The sequence below is a fragment of the Streptomyces huasconensis genome (assembly GCF_021028635.1).
In the GTDB taxonomy this organism is placed as follows: Bacteria; Actinomycetota; Actinomycetes; order Streptomycetales; family Streptomycetaceae; genus Streptomyces; species Streptomyces huasconensis.
This window is the reverse complement of the sequence record NZ_CP086119.1, coordinates 1,361,699-1,376,486: the sequence shown is the minus strand read 5'-3', so window position 1 is coordinate 1,376,486 and position 14,788 is coordinate 1,361,699. Positions and strand designations below refer to the sequence as shown.

Annotated in this window: 12 protein-coding genes; 9 read left to right on the top strand and 3 right to left on the bottom strand. The window is 73.1% G+C overall.

Annotated features, from left to right (window positions below):
• Positions 1-20 precede the first annotated feature (20 nt).
• Positions 21-1,478 (bottom strand): ethanolamine permease, encoded by a 1,458-nt coding sequence (eat, locus tag J2N69_RS06150; RefSeq protein ID WP_230899829.1) that lies wholly within the window; start codon positions 1,476-1,478, stop codon positions 21-23.
• Positions 1,479-1,655: 177 nt separating this feature from the next.
• The gene (locus J2N69_RS06145; RefSeq protein ID WP_230899828.1) at positions 1,656-2,453 is read right to left on the bottom strand and encodes a FadR/GntR family transcriptional regulator; all 798 of its coding nucleotides are present in this window, start codon (positions 2,451-2,453) and stop codon (positions 1,656-1,658) included.
• A gap of 75 nt (positions 2,454-2,528) precedes the next feature.
• On the opposite strand from J2N69_RS06145, the gene J2N69_RS06140 reads away from it, so the two are divergent.
• The 6 genes from J2N69_RS06140 to J2N69_RS06115 all read left to right on the top strand — a co-directional run bounded on the left by J2N69_RS06140 (position 2,529) and on the right by J2N69_RS06115 (position 9,867).
• Entirely contained in the window at positions 2,529-3,899 is a 1,371-nt protein-coding gene (locus tag J2N69_RS06140) for a glutamine synthetase family protein (protein WP_230899827.1), read from the top strand.
• A gap of 79 nt (positions 3,900-3,978) precedes the next feature.
• Positions 3,979-5,328, top strand: coding sequence for an aldehyde dehydrogenase family protein (locus tag J2N69_RS06135; protein ID WP_230904601.1), 1,350 nt, complete (start codon positions 3,979-3,981; stop codon positions 5,326-5,328).
• The gene (locus tag J2N69_RS06130; protein ID WP_230899826.1) at positions 5,325-6,107 is read left to right on the top strand and encodes a 3-oxoacyl-ACP reductase; all 783 of its coding nucleotides are present in this window, start codon (positions 5,325-5,327) and stop codon (positions 6,105-6,107) included. Before J2N69_RS06135 ends, J2N69_RS06130 begins: the two co-directional genes overlap by 4 nt.
• Before the next feature lie 94 nt (positions 6,108-6,201).
• Positions 6,202-7,524 carry a haloacid dehalogenase-like hydrolase gene (locus J2N69_RS06125; RefSeq protein ID WP_230899825.1) on the top strand — a complete coding sequence of 441 codons (1,323 nt, stop codon included), beginning with the start codon at positions 6,202-6,204 and terminating at the stop codon, positions 7,522-7,524.
• A gap of 50 nt (positions 7,525-7,574) precedes the next feature.
• The gene (locus tag J2N69_RS06120) at positions 7,575-8,873 is read left to right on the top strand and encodes an HAD family hydrolase (protein ID WP_230899824.1); all 1,299 of its coding nucleotides are present in this window, start codon (positions 7,575-7,577) and stop codon (positions 8,871-8,873) included.
• Positions 8,874-8,901: 28 nt separating this feature from the next.
• Positions 8,902-9,867: a DUF2510 domain-containing protein gene (locus J2N69_RS06115; protein ID WP_230899823.1), complete on the top strand. Its 966-nt coding sequence runs from the start codon at positions 8,902-8,904 to the stop codon at positions 9,865-9,867.
• Between the two features lie 27 nt (positions 9,868-9,894).
• On the opposite strand, the gene J2N69_RS06110 is transcribed toward J2N69_RS06115, so the two are convergent.
• Positions 9,895-11,109 (bottom strand): amino acid deaminase/aldolase, encoded by a 1,215-nt coding sequence (locus J2N69_RS06110; protein ID WP_230899822.1) that lies wholly within the window; start codon positions 11,107-11,109, stop codon positions 9,895-9,897.
• A 171-nt stretch (positions 11,110-11,280) separates the two neighbouring features.
• On the opposite strand from J2N69_RS06110, the gene J2N69_RS36505 reads away from it, so the two are divergent.
• From J2N69_RS36505 to J2N69_RS06095, 3 genes are read left to right on the top strand one after another with little or no spacing between them, the layout of a single operon-like run.
• On the top strand, positions 11,281-12,813 hold the full coding sequence (locus J2N69_RS36505) for a hypothetical protein (RefSeq protein ID WP_330166798.1): 1,533 nt from the start codon (positions 11,281-11,283) through the stop codon (positions 12,811-12,813).
• Positions 12,813-14,000 carry a type VII secretion-associated serine protease mycosin gene (gene mycP, locus J2N69_RS06100; RefSeq protein WP_230899821.1) on the top strand — a complete coding sequence of 396 codons (1,188 nt, stop codon included), beginning with the start codon at positions 12,813-12,815 and terminating at the stop codon, positions 13,998-14,000. The genes J2N69_RS36505 and mycP overlap by 1 nt, the downstream gene beginning before the upstream one ends.
• Positions 14,001-14,020: 20 nt before the next feature.
• A complete protein-coding gene (locus tag J2N69_RS06095; RefSeq protein ID WP_230899820.1) occupies positions 14,021-14,755 on the top strand; it encodes an SseB family protein in 735 nt (244 codons plus the stop codon).
• The last annotated feature ends 33 nt before the right edge of the window (positions 14,756-14,788 follow it).

Here is a 14,788-nt window from a genome sequence, read left to right as displayed (position 1 = left end):
CGTTCTCCTTGCCATGGTGGTCAGTCGCGGGCCAACTCTGCCTCGGCGGCCGCCAGCGCCGCGAACTCCTCCTCCGGCGCGCGCGCCACGAGGTGCTTGCGGCTGTACATCCCGAAGTACGCGATGGCCACCACGTACACCGTGAGCGCGATCAGCGCCGCCGTCACGTCCACCAGGAACGTCGCGACCAGCGCCGCACAGGCGAGGACCAGCGCGACCGACGAGGTGAGGACGCCGCCCGGGGTGCGGTACGGCCGCTCCAGGCCCGGCTCGCGGCGGCGCAGCACGATGTGTGAGAGCGACATCAGGGCGTACGAGATGGTGGCGCCGAACACCGCGACGTTCAGCATGCGCGCCCCGTCCCCGGTCGCCGCGGCGAGTCCGAAGCCGATCGCGCCGGGCACGAGCAGACCGAGGTAGGGGGCCTTGCGGCTGCTGGTGAGGGAGAGGAAGCGGGGGAGGTACCCGGCGCGGGAGAGCGCGAAGAGCTGGCGCGAGCCCGCGTAGATGAGCGAGAAGAAGGAGGCCACCAGGCCGGCCAGCCCCGCGTAGTTGACGACGCGGCTGAGCGCCGTCGCCTCGCCGTCCGGTTGCAGCGCCTCCACCAGCGGGTTGCCCGCCTCCTGGAGCGCGTTCGCGCCGCGCGCGCCCGCCGAGGCGAAGAAGGTGAGGAGCGCGAGCACCACGAGGATGGCCATCGACCAGCGGATGGCCCGCGGCAGCGTGCGCGCCGGGTCCTTGGTCTCCTCGGCCGCCAGCGGCACGCCCTCGACGCCGAGGAAGAACCACATGCCGAACGGGAACGCCGCCCAGATGCCCAACAGCCCCATCGGCAGCCAGGAGTTGGCGCCGAACGCGTCCGCCTCCACGGGGATGTCGTTCAGCTTCGAGGCGTCGAAGTCCAGGAACGCGCCGACCGCGAAGACCAGCAGCGCCGCCACCGCGATGCCGGTCACCACGAAGCTGAAGCGCAGCGCCTCGCCGACGCCCCACAGGTGGATGCCGATGAAGAGGACGAAGCAGGCGAGGTAGACCGGCCAGCCCGAGGTGAGGCCGAACAGGCCGAGCGACTCGACGTAGTCCCCGATGAAGATGGAGATCGCAGCGGGCGCGAGGACGTACTCGATGAGGATTGCGGTTCCGGTGAGGAAGCCGCCCCACGGGCCGAGCGCCCGGCGCGCGAAGCCGTAGCCGCCGCCCGCCGTCGGCAGGACGGACGACAGCTCGGCGAGCGAGAAGACCATGCACGTGTACATCACGCCCATGAGGACCATCGCGATGGCGAGGCCGCCGAAGCCGCCCTCCGCCAGGCCGAAGTTCCACCCCGAGTAGTCGCCGGAGACGACGTACGCGACGCCGAGGCCGGTCAGGAGCAGCCAGCCCGCGCTGCCCCGGCGGAGCGTCCTGCGCTCCAGGTAGTCGTCCGCGGGGTCGTCCGCCGGTTCGGCGGGGCTCGGACTGCTGGACTCCACGGTCATGGCACGGCTCCTATGCGGCGGCGGCACTGCGGTCGGCTTGGCGGCAGGGTGACTCAATGGAACGAATCCATACCTTTGCCGGGCCGGGGGTGAGAAATCAAGACCCCTGCGTTACACCGCGGTTAATCACCCCTCACACCCCTCACGTCCCCCAGGTCCCTCGCGTCCCTCGCGCCCTCACGTCAAGAAACCCCGCAGCAGCGCCGCCGTCCCCGCGCAGTGCTCCCGCATCATCTCCCGCGCCCCGTCCGCGTCCCCGTCCAGCACCGCCTCGACGAGCGCGGTGTGCTGGCGCTGCGAGTGTTCCAGGTTGCGTACGAGCAGCGGGATGCAGTCCAGGAGGTCGTTGACGGTCGCGCGGACCGCCGCGTACTGCGCGGTCAGCGTCGGCGAGCCGCACAGCTCGGCGAGGGTGAGATGCAGCAGCGTGTCCACGCGGCGGTACTCCGACAGGGGCGCGTCATGGGTCTGCGCGAGCGCCGCGCGCAGCCGGTCCGCCTGCTCGTCGGTGAGGCCGTGCGCCGCGCAGAGTCCGGCCGCGCCCACCTCCAGAACCTCGCGGAAGCGCAGCGCGTCCTCCACGTCGACGTCCTTGATGCGGCGCCGCAGCTCGTCCTTGCCCGGCGCCTCGGGGCGCGGGCGCACGAACGTACCGCCGTACCGTCCGCGACGCGACTCGACCAGGCCCTGGCTGGTCAGCACCTTCAGGACCTCGCGCAGCGTGACCCGGCTGATGCCGAGGCGGTCGGCCAGCTCCCGCTCCGACGGCAGGCGTTCGCCGCCCGGCACCAGACCGAGGCGGACCACCTGGAGGATCTGCTCCAGGGCCTCCTCGAAGCCGTTGCCCGCCCGCACCGGGCGCAGCACCGGAGTCAGCCGGTCGTCGCCCTGTGTCGCGGGCGGTCCGCCCTCTTCTGGGTGCTCTCGCGTGTGCTCTTCCGTGTGGTCTTCCGATGGCTCTTCCGAGTGCGACATGTCCGTACCCCCTTCCCAAGCAAAGGTTCTCCGCAATACCTTATGGCTCCCGGCTGACCCAAGGAGGCATTTCCCGTGGCAGACCGCACACCCCCGCTCACCGTCCAGGAGCTGACGGCTCTGGTCGCGAGCGGCGAGATCGACACTGTCGTCCTGGCCTTCCCCGATATGCAGGGGCGGCTCCAGGGCAAGCGGTTCGCCGCCCGCTTCTTCCTCGACGAGGTCCTCGAACACGGCACGGAGGGCTGCAACTACCTCCTCGCCGTCGACCCGGAGATGAACACCGTCGACGGATACGAGATGTCCTCCTGGGACCGCGGCTACGGCGACTTCGCCATGCACGCCGACCTCACCACCCTGCGCCGCGTCCCCTGGAACGACGGCACCGCGATGCTGATCGCCGACCTCGCCTGGAGCGACGGCTCACCCGTGGTCGCCGCCCCCCGGCAGATCCTCCGCCGCCAGCTGGAGCGCCTCGCCGAGCTGGGCTACACCGCCCACGTCGGCACCGAGCTGGAGTTCATCGTCTTCAAGGACACCTACGAGCAGGCCTGGGACGCCGGGTACAAGGACCTCACCCCGGCCAACCAGTACAACATCGACTACTCCGTCCTCGGCACCGGCCGCATCGAGCCGCTCCTGCGCCGCATCCGCAACGACATGACGGCCGCCGGGCTCGTCGTGGAGTCCGCCAAGGGCGAGTGCAACCCCGGCCAGCACGAGATCGTGTTCCGCTACGACGAGGCCCTCGTCACCTGCGACCAGCACGCCATCTACAAGACCGGCGCCAAGGAGATCGCGGCCCAGGAAGGCGTCTCGCTCACCTTCATGGCCAAATTCAACGAGCGCGAGGGCAACTCCTGCCACATCCACCTCTCGCTCCAGGACGCCGACGGCGACAACGCCATGCGGGGCTCCCAGGACGACCCCGGCGGCATGTCGCCCGTCATGCGGCACTTCCTCGCCGGACAGCTCGCCGCGCTGCGCGAGTTCTCCCTCCTCTACGCGCCCCACATCAACTCCTACAAGCGGTTCGTCCCCGGCTCCTTCGCGCCGACCGCCGCCGCCTGGGGCTACGACAACCGCACCTGCGCCCTGCGCGTCGTCGGCCACGGCCGTTCGCTGCGCTTCGAGAACCGGCTGCCGGGCGGCGACGTGAACCCGTACCTCGCCGTCGCGGGCCTGGTTGCCGCCGGTCTGTACGGCATAGAGCAGCAGCTCGAACTGCCGGAGGAGTGCACCGGCAACGCCTACACCGGCGACTACGAACACGTTCCCACCACCCTGCGAGAGGCCGCCGAGCTGTGGGAGAACAGCGCCATCGCCAAGGCCGCCTTCGGTGACGAGGTGGTCGCGCACTACCGCAACATGGCGCGGGTCGAGCTGGCAGCCTTCGACTCCGCGGTGACCGACTGGGAGCTCCGCCGCTCCTTCGAACGCATGTGAGGCACCCTTGCTTGACGCATCACCACTCGACGCATCGCAGCGCGACGCATCGAAACCCGGCGCATCGAAACTCGACGTACTGAACCCGGCGACGGAAGAGGTCGTCGCGACCGTCCCCGCCGCCACCGCGCAGGACGTCGACGCCGCCGTCACCCGCGCCGCGCGCGCCCAGGAACAGTGGGCGGCCACCGCCCCCGCCGACCGGGCCCGCCTGCTGCGCCGCTTCGCCGCCCAGGTCGACGACCATCTCGAAGAGCTGGCGCGGCTGGAGGTGCGCGAGGCCGGTCATCTCATCGGCAACGCCCGCTGGGAGGCGGGCAACGTCCGCGACCTGCTCGACTTCTCCGCCGGGGGAGTCGAACGGCTGAGCGGCCGGCAGATCCCCGTACCCGGCGGCCTGAACGTCACCCTCCTGGAGCCCCTCGGGGTCGTCGGCGTCATCGCCCCCTGGAACTTCCCGATGCCGATCGCCGCCTGGGGCACGGCGCCCGCCCTCGCCGCGGGCAACGCGGTGATCCTCAAGCCGGCCGAGACGACGCCGCTCACCGCGCTGCGCCTCGCCGAACTCGCCCTGGCGGCGGGGCTGCCCGAAGGCCTCTTCCAGGTCCTGCCCGGCGAGGGCGCCGTCGCGGGCGACGCGCTGGTCGAGCACCCCGGCGTCGCCAAGATCGTGTTCACCGGCTCCACCCGCGTCGGCAAGCAGATCATGGCCAAGTGCGCCGACCGGGTGAAGCGGCTCACCCTCGAACTCGGCGGCAAGAGCCCCAACATCGTCTTCGCCGACGCCGATGTGGAGGCCGCCGCCCTCGCCACCCCCATGTCGTACCTCGACAACTCCGGCCAGGACTGCTGCGCCCGCACCCGCGTCCTCGTCCAGCGTTCGGTGTACGACCGCTTCCTGGAGATCGTGGCGCCCGCGATCGAGTCGATCGTGGTGGGCGACCCGGCCGACGAGAAGACCCGGATGGGCCCCCTGATCTCCCGGGCCCAGCTGGACCGCGTCCGCTCCTACGTCACCCCCGGCGACGGCATCCACGGCACGGCCCCCGAGGGCCCCGGCTTCTGGTTCCCGCCGACGCTGCTCACCGACGTCGCCCCGGACGCCCCGGTGGCCGCCGAGGAGGTCTTCGGACCCGTCGCCGTCGTCATCCCCTTCGAGGACGAGGCCGACGCGGTCCGGCTCGCCAACGCCACCGAGTACGGCCTGTCCGGCTCCGTCTGGACCCGGGACGTGGGCCGCGCCCTGCGCGTCTCCCAGGCCGTCAAGGCCGGGAACCTCTCCGTCAACTCGCACTCCAGCGTCCGCTACTGGACCCCCTTCGGCGGCTACAAACAGTCTGGGCTCGGCCGCGAACTCGGCCCGGACGCCCTCCACGCCTTCACGGAAACCAAGAACGTCTTCATCAGCACGGAAGGTCCCGCACAGTGACTGAGCAGAACATCTGCCGCCGCCTCGTCGGCCGCACCGCCGTCGTCACCGGCGCCGGCAGCGGCATCGGCCTCGCCACCGCGCGCCGCCTCGCCTCCGAGGGCGCCCACGTCGTCTGCGGCGACATCGACGAGCGGGCGGGCAAGGAAGCCGCCGAGGAGGTCGGCGGGACCTTCGTGAAGGTCGACGTGACCGACGCCGAGGAGGTCGAGGCGCTCTTCAGGGTGGCCTTCGACACCTACGGCTCCGTCGACATCGCCTTCAACAACGCGGGCATCGCGCCGCCCGACGACGACTCCATCCTGGACACCGGCCTGGAGGCCTGGAAGCGCGTCCAGGAGGCCAACCTGACCTCCGTCTACCTCTGCTGCAAGGCCGCCATCCCCTACATGCGGCGCCAGGGCAAGGGCTCGATCATCAACACCGCCTCGTTCGTGGCGCGGATGGGCGCGGCGACCTCGCAGATCTCCTACACCGCGTCCAAGGGCGGCGTCCTCGCCATGTCCCGCGAGCTGGGCGTCCAGTTCGCCCGCGAGGGCATCCGCGTCAACGCGCTCTGCCCCGGCCCGGTCAACACCCCGCTCCTCCAGGAACTCTTCGCCAAGGACCCCGAGCGCGCCGCCCGCCGCCTCGTGCACATCCCCGTGGGCCGCTTCGCCGAGGCCGACGAGATGGCCGCCGCCGTGGCGTTCCTCGCCAGCGACGACTCCTCGTTCGTGAACGCCACGGACTTCCTCGTCGACGGCGGCATCTCCGGGGCGTACGTCACCCCGGTGTAGGCCCGGCTCCGGGCTGTTCACCCAGCAGCTACCCCCAGGCCGGCCGGGCGTCGCACGGTGCCCGGCCGGCCTGCGTAGACACGGGAGTGTGTTCGTGAACTTCAAGCGCCGCGCCGTCGCGGCCGCAGCCGTACTCGCCGTCGCCTCCGCCGGCCTCGCCGCCGTCCAGGCCACCGCCGAAGCCACCCAGCCCGAACCCCGGGCGCGGCCCGCCGCGGCCTGCCCCGACCTCACCGTCTCGCGCGGCTGGTACGGCGAGAACAAGGCGCGGCTCCAGCACCTGATCGACACGTACGGCCACTGCGGCGACGGGCAGCGCAAGGGCGGCGCCAAGCCCGTCGCCGTCTTCGACTGGGACAACACCGTCATCAAGAACGACGTCGGCGACGCCACCATGTTCTGGCTGCTGCGCCACGGCAAGATACGGACGCCCCAGGGCGGCGACTGGCACACCACCAGCCGCTATCTGACCGACCCGGCGGCGAAGGCCCTGACCACGGCCTGCCCGGCCACCGGCACCACGCTGCCCACCCACCGGAACACCGCCCGGGGCGCCGCCTGCGCGGACGAGATCCACTCCGTCTACGGCGAGGGCACCACGACCACCGGCAAGGCCGCCTTCGCCGGGTTCGACCACCGCCGCATGGAGCCGCAGTACGCCTGGCTCGCGCAACTCACCCGCGGCTGGTCCACCCCCCAGGTCAAGAGGTTCGCCGCCGCAGCCCGCGCGGAGAACCTCGCCGCGCCCATCGGCACGCGGCAGCGCGTCGGCACCGGCCGGGCCACCGGCTGGGTCCGCTACTACGACCAGCAGCGCGACCTGATCCGCACCCTGAAGAAGGCCGGCTTCGACGTGTACGTCGTCTCCGCGTCCCCCGAGCCGGTCGCCGAGGTCTGGTCCCGGAGCGTCGGCGTCGACGCCCGGCACACCCTCGGCATCCGCAACGTCACCGCGCACGGCCGCCACACCGCCCACCTCAAGGGCTGCGGCACCGTGCGGGACGGCGACGACTCGATGATCACGTACATCGACGGCAAGCGCTGCTGGATCAACCAGGAGATCTACGGGATGCGCGGCGCCGCCGCCGAGAAGGTGCGACCGGCGGCGAAGCGGCAGGTGTTCGCCGCGGGCGACTCCGACACCGACATCTCCTTCCTGCGCGACGCCACCGTCCTGCGGCTCGTCCTGAACCGCAACAAGAACGAACTGATGTGCCGCGCCTACGACAACGCCGACCGCCGCTGGCTGATCAACCCCATGTTCATCGAGCCCAAGGGCGCGAAGACCGACCCGTACCCGTGCGCCACCACCGGCTACACCGAACGGAACGGCGACGCGGGCCCGGTGCGCCGCACCGACGGCTCCGTGATCCCCGACCAGCGGGACACGGTCCACGCGGCCACGCGGAATCCCTGATCCCCGGCAGGCATCGTCAGACCCGCAGAAAGAATGTACGGTCCACTCACATGCGTAACAGAAACATCTTGGCGCTGACCCTGGCCGCGGCCGCCACCCTGGCAGCCGTGCCGGCAGCTCTCCCCGCGGTCGCCGCCACGCCCGCGAACTCCCGTGCCCACAGCGCGCATTGTCCCCAGCTGTCGAAGAAGCTCACCTGGCACGGCGACAACCGCGCCAGGCTCCAGCGCATGATCGACGAGCGCGGCCGCTGCTCGAACCCCCGCCTCGGACACGGCCAGAAGCGTCCCGTCGCCGCCTTCGACTGGGACAACACCGTCGCCAAGAACGACGTCACCGACGCGACCATCGCCTGGTCCCTGCGGCACGACAAGATCCTCCGCCCCAAGAGCTGGAAGTCCACCAGCAAGTGGATGACGGACGCGGCGGACCGCGCCCTCACCGAGGCCTGCGGCACCGACGTCCCCGTCGGCAATCCCCTGCCGACCTCCAAGAACACCGCCTGCGCGGACGAGATCTTCGAGATCCGCGAGGACGGGAAGACCATGAGCGGCGCCGCCGCCTTCGCGGGCGAGTGGGACCACCGCCACACCGTCCCGCAGTACGCCTGGGTGCCGCAGCTCTTCGCCGGGCACACCGTCCCCGAACTGGAGTCGTACGCCGCGAAGGCCCGCAAGGAGGCGCTCGCCGCCCCGATCGGCGCCACCCAGACCGTCGGCACCCACGAACTCCCCGGCTACGTCCGCTACTACGACCAGCAGCGCGACCTGATCCGCACCCTGAAGAAGGCCGGCTTCGACGTCTACATCGTCTCGGCGGGCTCCGAGCCGGTCGCCGAGGTGTGGTCCAGGAGCGTCGGCATCGACCGCGCGCACACCATCGCCATCCGCTCCGTCCTGGACCGCGAGGGCCGTATCACCACCTGGAACCAGGGCTGCGGCGATGTGCCCGTCAACAAAGGCGAGGCCATCCCGTACATCGACGGCAAGCGCTGCTTCATCAACCAGGAGATCTTCAAGGTCAAGGGCAAGTCGGCCTGGGAGAAGCAGGACTGGGACCACCGCATCGCGCTCGGGAGCGGTGACGCCGACACCGACGTGACGTTCGTCGGCGACGCCACCGGCGCGCACCTCGTGCTGAACCGCAACAAGAGCGAGTTCATGTGCCGCGCGTACGACAACGCCGACGGCCGCTGGGTCGTGAACCCGATGTTCATCGAGCCGATGCCGCGCAAGAGCGGCACGTACCCGTGCTCCACCGCCGCGTACAACGAACACGACGGCCGCAAGGGCCCGGTGCTCCGCGACGACGGCTCGGTCGTGCCCGACCAGCGGGACTCGGTGTACTGACGTTCGGGTCACGCCCTAGAGTGCCGGGATGAGCATGACACCTCCGCCCGGCTGGTACCCGGACCCGAACCAGCCCGCCGTCGAGCGCTGGTGGGACGGAACCGCCTGGACCGAGCACCGGCGCACCCCCGGGCACGCCCAGGCGGCGCCGGTGCAGCAGGGCTTCGGCCCGGCACCGGACCCGGCGGCGACCGCGGTGATGGCGCCGGCGGCCTCCGGCGGCGGCCGGGCGAAGGTCATCGCGCTCGCCGCCGCCGGAGTCGTCCTCGTCACGGCGATCGTCACCGGCGTGGTCGTCCTCGGCAAGGACGACGGCGACCCGCGGGCCGGCGGCCCCGCGCCGAGCCCGTCGGCCCCCACCGGCCCGACACCGACCGCGACCGCCACGGAGTCGAAGTCCGCCTCGCCGACCGCGGACCCGAACGTCCTCGTCGACGACCTGAACGGCATCACGCTCCCCGTCATCGACGGCTGGGAGAAGGCGGAGGGCGTCATCAACGACGAGCCGACCCTCCAGACGCCGGACACCTTCGACTGCCCGGGCGACCCGGGCCTCTGCCGCTACGGCGAGGTCACCTCGCACACGGTGACCTCCACCGACGAGACGTCGCCCAAGGCGCTGGCCCGAGGCGACATCAAGGACGCGACCGACAGCGTCTACGGCAAGGACGTCCTCGACAACGAGCACTACGGCGGCGTGAGCGGACACACGAAGGTCAAGGAAGGCACGGTCGCCGTCGCGGGCCGCAGCGGCTACTACGTCCGCTGGAAGGTGAGGACCGGCAAGGGCGCCGGAGGGTATGTGCAGTCGGTCGCCTTCAAGTCCAGCATCGGCTCCGAACCGATGGTCATCGTCCGCCTCTCCATCGACATCGCCGAGGCCGCGCCGCCCCTCAGCGACATGGACCGCATCGTCAAGGGCATCCGGTCGGTCGGGGACGGCGCGACGGGCGGCGGCGTCGGCGAGGACGTCGGCGCGACGCCGGACTCGTAGGACCGGACTCGTAAGAGGCGGGCGGGGTCACAGGAAGGTGCGGCCCTCGCCCCGGTACGTCGGCACGCTCCCCGTCACCCGGTCGCCCTCCACCAGCAGCAGCGCGTCGAACCGCTCACACAGCTCCCCGGCCTTCGCGTGCCGGAACCACACCTTGTCGCCGATCCGCAGATCGTCCGCCGCGAGCCCGTGCAGCGGCGTCTGCACCTCGCCCGCGCCCTCCTGCGGGTCGTACCGCAGCCCTTCCGGGAGATACGGCACCGGTGAGCGGTCCGGGCCCGCGACCCCCGACGCGGGATAGCCGCCGCCCAGCACCGTCACCGTGCCCGGGCCCGGCCTGCGCACCACGGGCTGCGCGAACACCGCCGCCGGACGCCCGCTGAACGACGTGTAGTGGTCGAAGAGCCGCGGCACGAACAGCCCCGACCCGGCGGCGATCTCCGTCACCGCGCGCTCGGCCGTGGTGTGCTGCACACTGCCCGTCCCGCCGCCGTTCACGAACTCCAGGTCCGGCGCGACCGCCCGCACGGCGTCGACGGCCCGCGCCCGGCGCTCCGCCAGCTCCTTGCGGGCCGCGGCCTGCATCAGCCGGATCGCCCGCGAGCGCGCCGCGTGCCCCTCCACCGCGTCGCCCACCCCCGCGACATGGCCTTCGTACGCCATGACGCCCACGAGACGGAAACCGGGCCGCCGGGTGATCGCCCGGGCGAGGGCGGCCACCTGCGCGGGGGAGTGCAGGGGCGAGCGCAGCGCGCCGATCCGCACCTTGCCGCCCAGCGGCCGGAAGGAGGTGTCCAACTCCAGGCAGACCCGCACCTCTTCGGCCCCGCCGGCCCTGGCCTCGTCGATCAGCCGCAGCTGCGCCGGGTCGTCGACCATCACGGTCACGGCCGCCGCGAGCCGGGGATCGGCGGTCAGTTCGGCGAAGCCGGCGCGGTCGGCCGAAGGATAGGCGAGCAGGACGTCGTCGAAGCCGGAGCGGGCGAGCCACAGCGACTCGGCGAGCGTGAAGGACATGATCCCGGCGAAGCCCTCGCGGGCCAGGACCCGCTCCAGCAGGGCCCGACAGCGCACGGACTTGCTGGCGACGCGGATCGGCTTGCCGCCGGCCCGGCGTACGAGGTCGTCGGCGTTGGCGTCGAAAGCCGCCAGATCGACGAGGGCGAGAGGCGCGTCGAGGTGGGCGGTGGCCCGGTCGTAACGGGCCCTGTCTGCGGCACGGTCCGCGGCACGGGCAGTCATGGCCGAAGCCTGCCAGACACGGTTACCCGAGGGTAGAGGGATGATCCGGGCAGATCGCCCGGGGCCGTGGACCGAGTTCCCGCACGGCCTGCGTCTGCCCGTAGAGTGACGCGCACGGAGCCTCGCCGGGCCGAGCGTTCCGGCAGCCGGAGCGCGAGGAGACGGGGGAGCATGAGCACGGAGGCGGGACGCACCCCGATTCCCCCGCGTCCCACCGTGCCGCCTCGCCCCAGCACCCCGCCGGACGAGCCGCCTCCGCCCCCCTCCGCCCGCTTCCCCGACGTGCGCCCCCCCATCGACGACGACTGGCTCCTGACCGCGCCGCGCCCGGAGGGACGGGGTACGGGCGTCACCGCATCGCGCAGGGCCGACTCGCGCAAGGCCGCCGACGGAACCGAGACGGACGCGGCCGACACCGGCTTCGACGCCGAGGAGCCCGACCGGGCGTCCCGCGTGGCCGACCTCCTGGCCCCGTTCAACGAAGCCGCCCGCCGCAGGGGCCCGGCAGCTCCGCGGCGCGGTGACGGGTCCGCGGCACGAGAGGGCAGCACCCCGGCCGGCGTCCGCGTCGCCGGTCCCGTCGCGCCGTCGCCGGACGCGACGGCCGGAGAGTGCACGGACCCCTTCAGCGCCGCGCCCCCCGGCTCCGCCAGGGACAGCGATGCCCCACCGCCCCCACCCGCCTCTGCCCGGCTCCCCGACACCCCGCCCGCGGCCACGGGCACCCTCCGCGTCCTCGACGTGGACGACCTGCCGGGGCGGACCGCCGATGAGGGAACGGCCGTACCCGTAACGGCCCCCCAGCCCGCCGATCCGCCGCCCCCGGGCCCGGTGGCCGAGGACACCGCCGCCCACGACGCGCCGCCGAGGCCCGGCGCCGGGCGGCCCTTCGTCTTCCTCGCGCGGCCCGCCCTGGACGACGACACCGCCCCCCGGCCGCGCCCCCTCGGCGCCCGGGTCCGCCGCCGCGCGGTCGCCGCCGCGGCCTGCGCCGTCCTCGGGCTCGGCCTCATCGGCGGCGCCGTGACCGGCAGTTGGCTGACCGGCGAGTCCTCGGCCACCGGGTCCACCCGCAGCGCGTACGCGGCCACGGGCCGGCTCTGGCACAGCCTCCCCGTCGACCGGCTCTTCCCGCCCACCCTCAAGGGCGAGGGCGCGGGCCCCGGCGGCGCCGACCGCTCCTGGAGCCGGGTCGCCGTCGCCCCGGACAGCACCTGCGAGGCCGCCTTCGACCCGCTGCTGAGGAAGGCCCTCGCGCCCGCCGGCTGCCTGCGGCTGCTGCGCGCCACGTACACCGACGCGACCCGCAGCCATGTCACCACCGTCGGCCTGCTGTTCACCAAGGCGGACGCCGACGGCATGCGGGCCCTGCGGAACCGTTTCACGGAAGAGGGCCTGGAGCAGCGCTCCGACCTGATGCCCCGGACATACCCGGCCAAGGGCACCGTCGCGGAGGGCTTCGGGGACGCCCAGCGCGCCTCCTGGACCGTGTCCGTGCTGCCGGACGCGCCCGTCGTCGCGTACGCCGTGTCCGGGTTCGCCGACGGCCGCACGGTCACGGACCCCCGGTCCGCCACCGACGCGATGAGCGGCAACACCGCCGCCGCGCCCGCACAGGCGGGCCTCGGCCACGAGGCGAAGGGCATCGCCGACCGCGTCGAGCGAGGCCTGCGCAAGAACATCGCCCGAGCGGAAGAGACGTGATGGCGAGGACCCGCCGGCCCCTCGTCGCCGCCGCGCTCGCCGCCGCGCTGGCCCTCGCCCCCGCCACCACGGCACACGCCGACGACGGCATCCGCGCCCAGCAGTGGGCCCTGGACACCATGCGCACCGGCGAGGCCTGGCAGGCCACCAGGGGCGCGGGCATCACCGTCGCCGTCCTGGACACCGGCGTCGACGGCCGGCACCCGGACCTCGTGGGCAACGTCCTCGCAGGCAAGGACATGGTCGGCTTCGGCGCCCGCCGCGGCGACCGCCCCTGGGCCCGCCACGGCACCGCCATGGCCGGCATCATCGCGGGCCACGGACACGGCGTCGGCCGCGGCGACGGCGTGCTCGGCATAGCACCCGAGGCGAAGATCCTGCCGGTCCGCGTGATCCTCGAAGACGGCGACCCCGCCCGCAAGAAGGCCCGCGACACCCGCGGCAACGCGCTCGCCGAAGGCATCCGCTGGGCCGCCGACCACGGCGCGGACGTCATCAACCTCTCCCTCGGCGACGACTCCAAGTCCGCCCACCCCGAACCCGCCGAGGACGCCGCCGTCCAGTACGCCCTGAAGAAGGGCGTCGCCGTCGTCGCCTCCGCGGGCAACGGCGGCGAGCGCGGCGACCACATCTCCTACCCGGCCGCCTATCCCGGCGTGATCGCCGCGACAGCGGTCGACGAGAACGGCGCCCGGGCCTCCTTCTCCACCCGCCGCTGGTACGCCACCGTCGCCGCGCCAGGCGACGACATCGTCATCGCCGACCCCGACCGCAAGTACTACGAGGGCTGGGGCACCAGCGCCGCGTCCGCCTTCGTCTCCGGCGCCGTCGCCCTGATCCGCGCCGCCCACCCCCGCCTCACCCCCGCGCAGATCAAGCAGCTCCTGGAGGACACCGCCCGCGACGCCCCGCCCGGTGGACGCGACGACTCCCGCGGCTTCGGCCTCATCGACCCGGCCGCCGCCCTCGACCGCGCCGGCCGGCTGAAGAAGGCCGAGCCCGCGGCGGCGGCGTACGGCGAGAAGTACTTCGGCCGGGGCCCCGACGCACGCCGGGGCGACGACGGCCCCGCGGGCTGGATCGGCCCGGCGGCGGGCGGCCTCGGCGTCGTCCTGCTCGCGGCGGCGGTCTCGCTCTGGCGCGGCAGGCGCATCCCGCCGGAAGGACGCGGCGCGGGCCCTCTGTAGGGTCGACGACCGTGGCGAACATGGCGAACAAGAACATCCCCGACCCCGGCTTCTCCGACGACGACGGCACCGCCGACCCCCGGCTGGCCGCGGCGCTCACCGCCTGGTCGCAGGAGCGTACGGCCCACGGCCCCGTCCTCGAAGCCCTCGCCGGGGCCCGGCTCCTCGTCCCCGTCGTCGCCGTCCTCGGCGAGGTCGAGGTGGACGAGAACGGGCTGCGCCGCGAGAAGACCAGCGACATGGCCGTGCCCACCCTGAAGGCCGGCGGCCGCAAGGCGCTGCCCGCGTTCACCTCCATCGAGGCGCTCGCCCTGTGGGACCCGGCCGCCCGGCCCGTCGCCGTCCCCCTGCACCAGGCCCTCCAGGCGGCCGCCCACGAGCAGGCCGACACGATCGTCCTCGACCTCGCGGGCCCGGTCCCCTACGAACTGGGCAGGGCCGCGCTGATCGCCCTCGCCGAGGGCCGCGCCAGCGCCGACCCGCTCGCCGACCCCGCCGTCACCGGTGCGGTACGCGCGGCCGTCGCCGCCGAGCCCGCCGTGCTCCGCGCCCACCTCGGCCCCGGCAGCTCCGACGGCACCCTCGCCCTGGTCCTCGACCCGTCCGCCGACCCCGCCGAGGCCGCCCAGCGCGTGGCCCGCCGCATCGCCGCCGACGAAACACTGAGGGCCCGCCTGGTGCACGGCCTCGACCTGGCACTCCTGCCGGCCGAGGCCACGCCGCCGGGCGAGCCCCTCTACGTACGTACGGTGTGAGCTACGTACGCACGTCCATACGGTCTGACCTAC

Excerpts from the sequence above, each read along its gene's own strand:
- eat (WP_230899829.1), bottom strand. The coding sequence starts at position 1,478 with ATGACCGTGGAGTCCAGCAGTCCGAGCCCCGCCGAACCGGCGGACGAC.
- J2N69_RS06145 (WP_230899828.1), bottom strand. The coding sequence starts at position 2,453 with ATGTCGCACTCGGAAGAGCCATCGGAAGACCACACGGAAGAGCACACG.
- J2N69_RS06120 (WP_230899824.1), top strand. The coding sequence starts at position 7,575 with ATGCGTAACAGAAACATCTTGGCGCTGACCCTGGCCGCGGCCGCCACC.
- J2N69_RS06115 (WP_230899823.1), top strand. The coding sequence starts at position 8,902 with ATGAGCATGACACCTCCGCCCGGCTGGTACCCGGACCCGAACCAGCCC.
- J2N69_RS06110 (WP_230899822.1), bottom strand. The coding sequence starts at position 11,109 with ATGACTGCCCGTGCCGCGGACCGTGCCGCAGACAGGGCCCGTTACGAC.
- J2N69_RS36505 (WP_330166798.1), top strand. The coding sequence starts at position 11,281 with ATGAGCACGGAGGCGGGACGCACCCCGATTCCCCCGCGTCCCACCGTG.
- mycP (WP_230899821.1), top strand. The coding sequence starts at position 12,813 with ATGGCGAGGACCCGCCGGCCCCTCGTCGCCGCCGCGCTCGCCGCCGCG.
- J2N69_RS06095 (WP_230899820.1), top strand. The coding sequence starts at position 14,021 with ATGGCGAACAAGAACATCCCCGACCCCGGCTTCTCCGACGACGACGGC.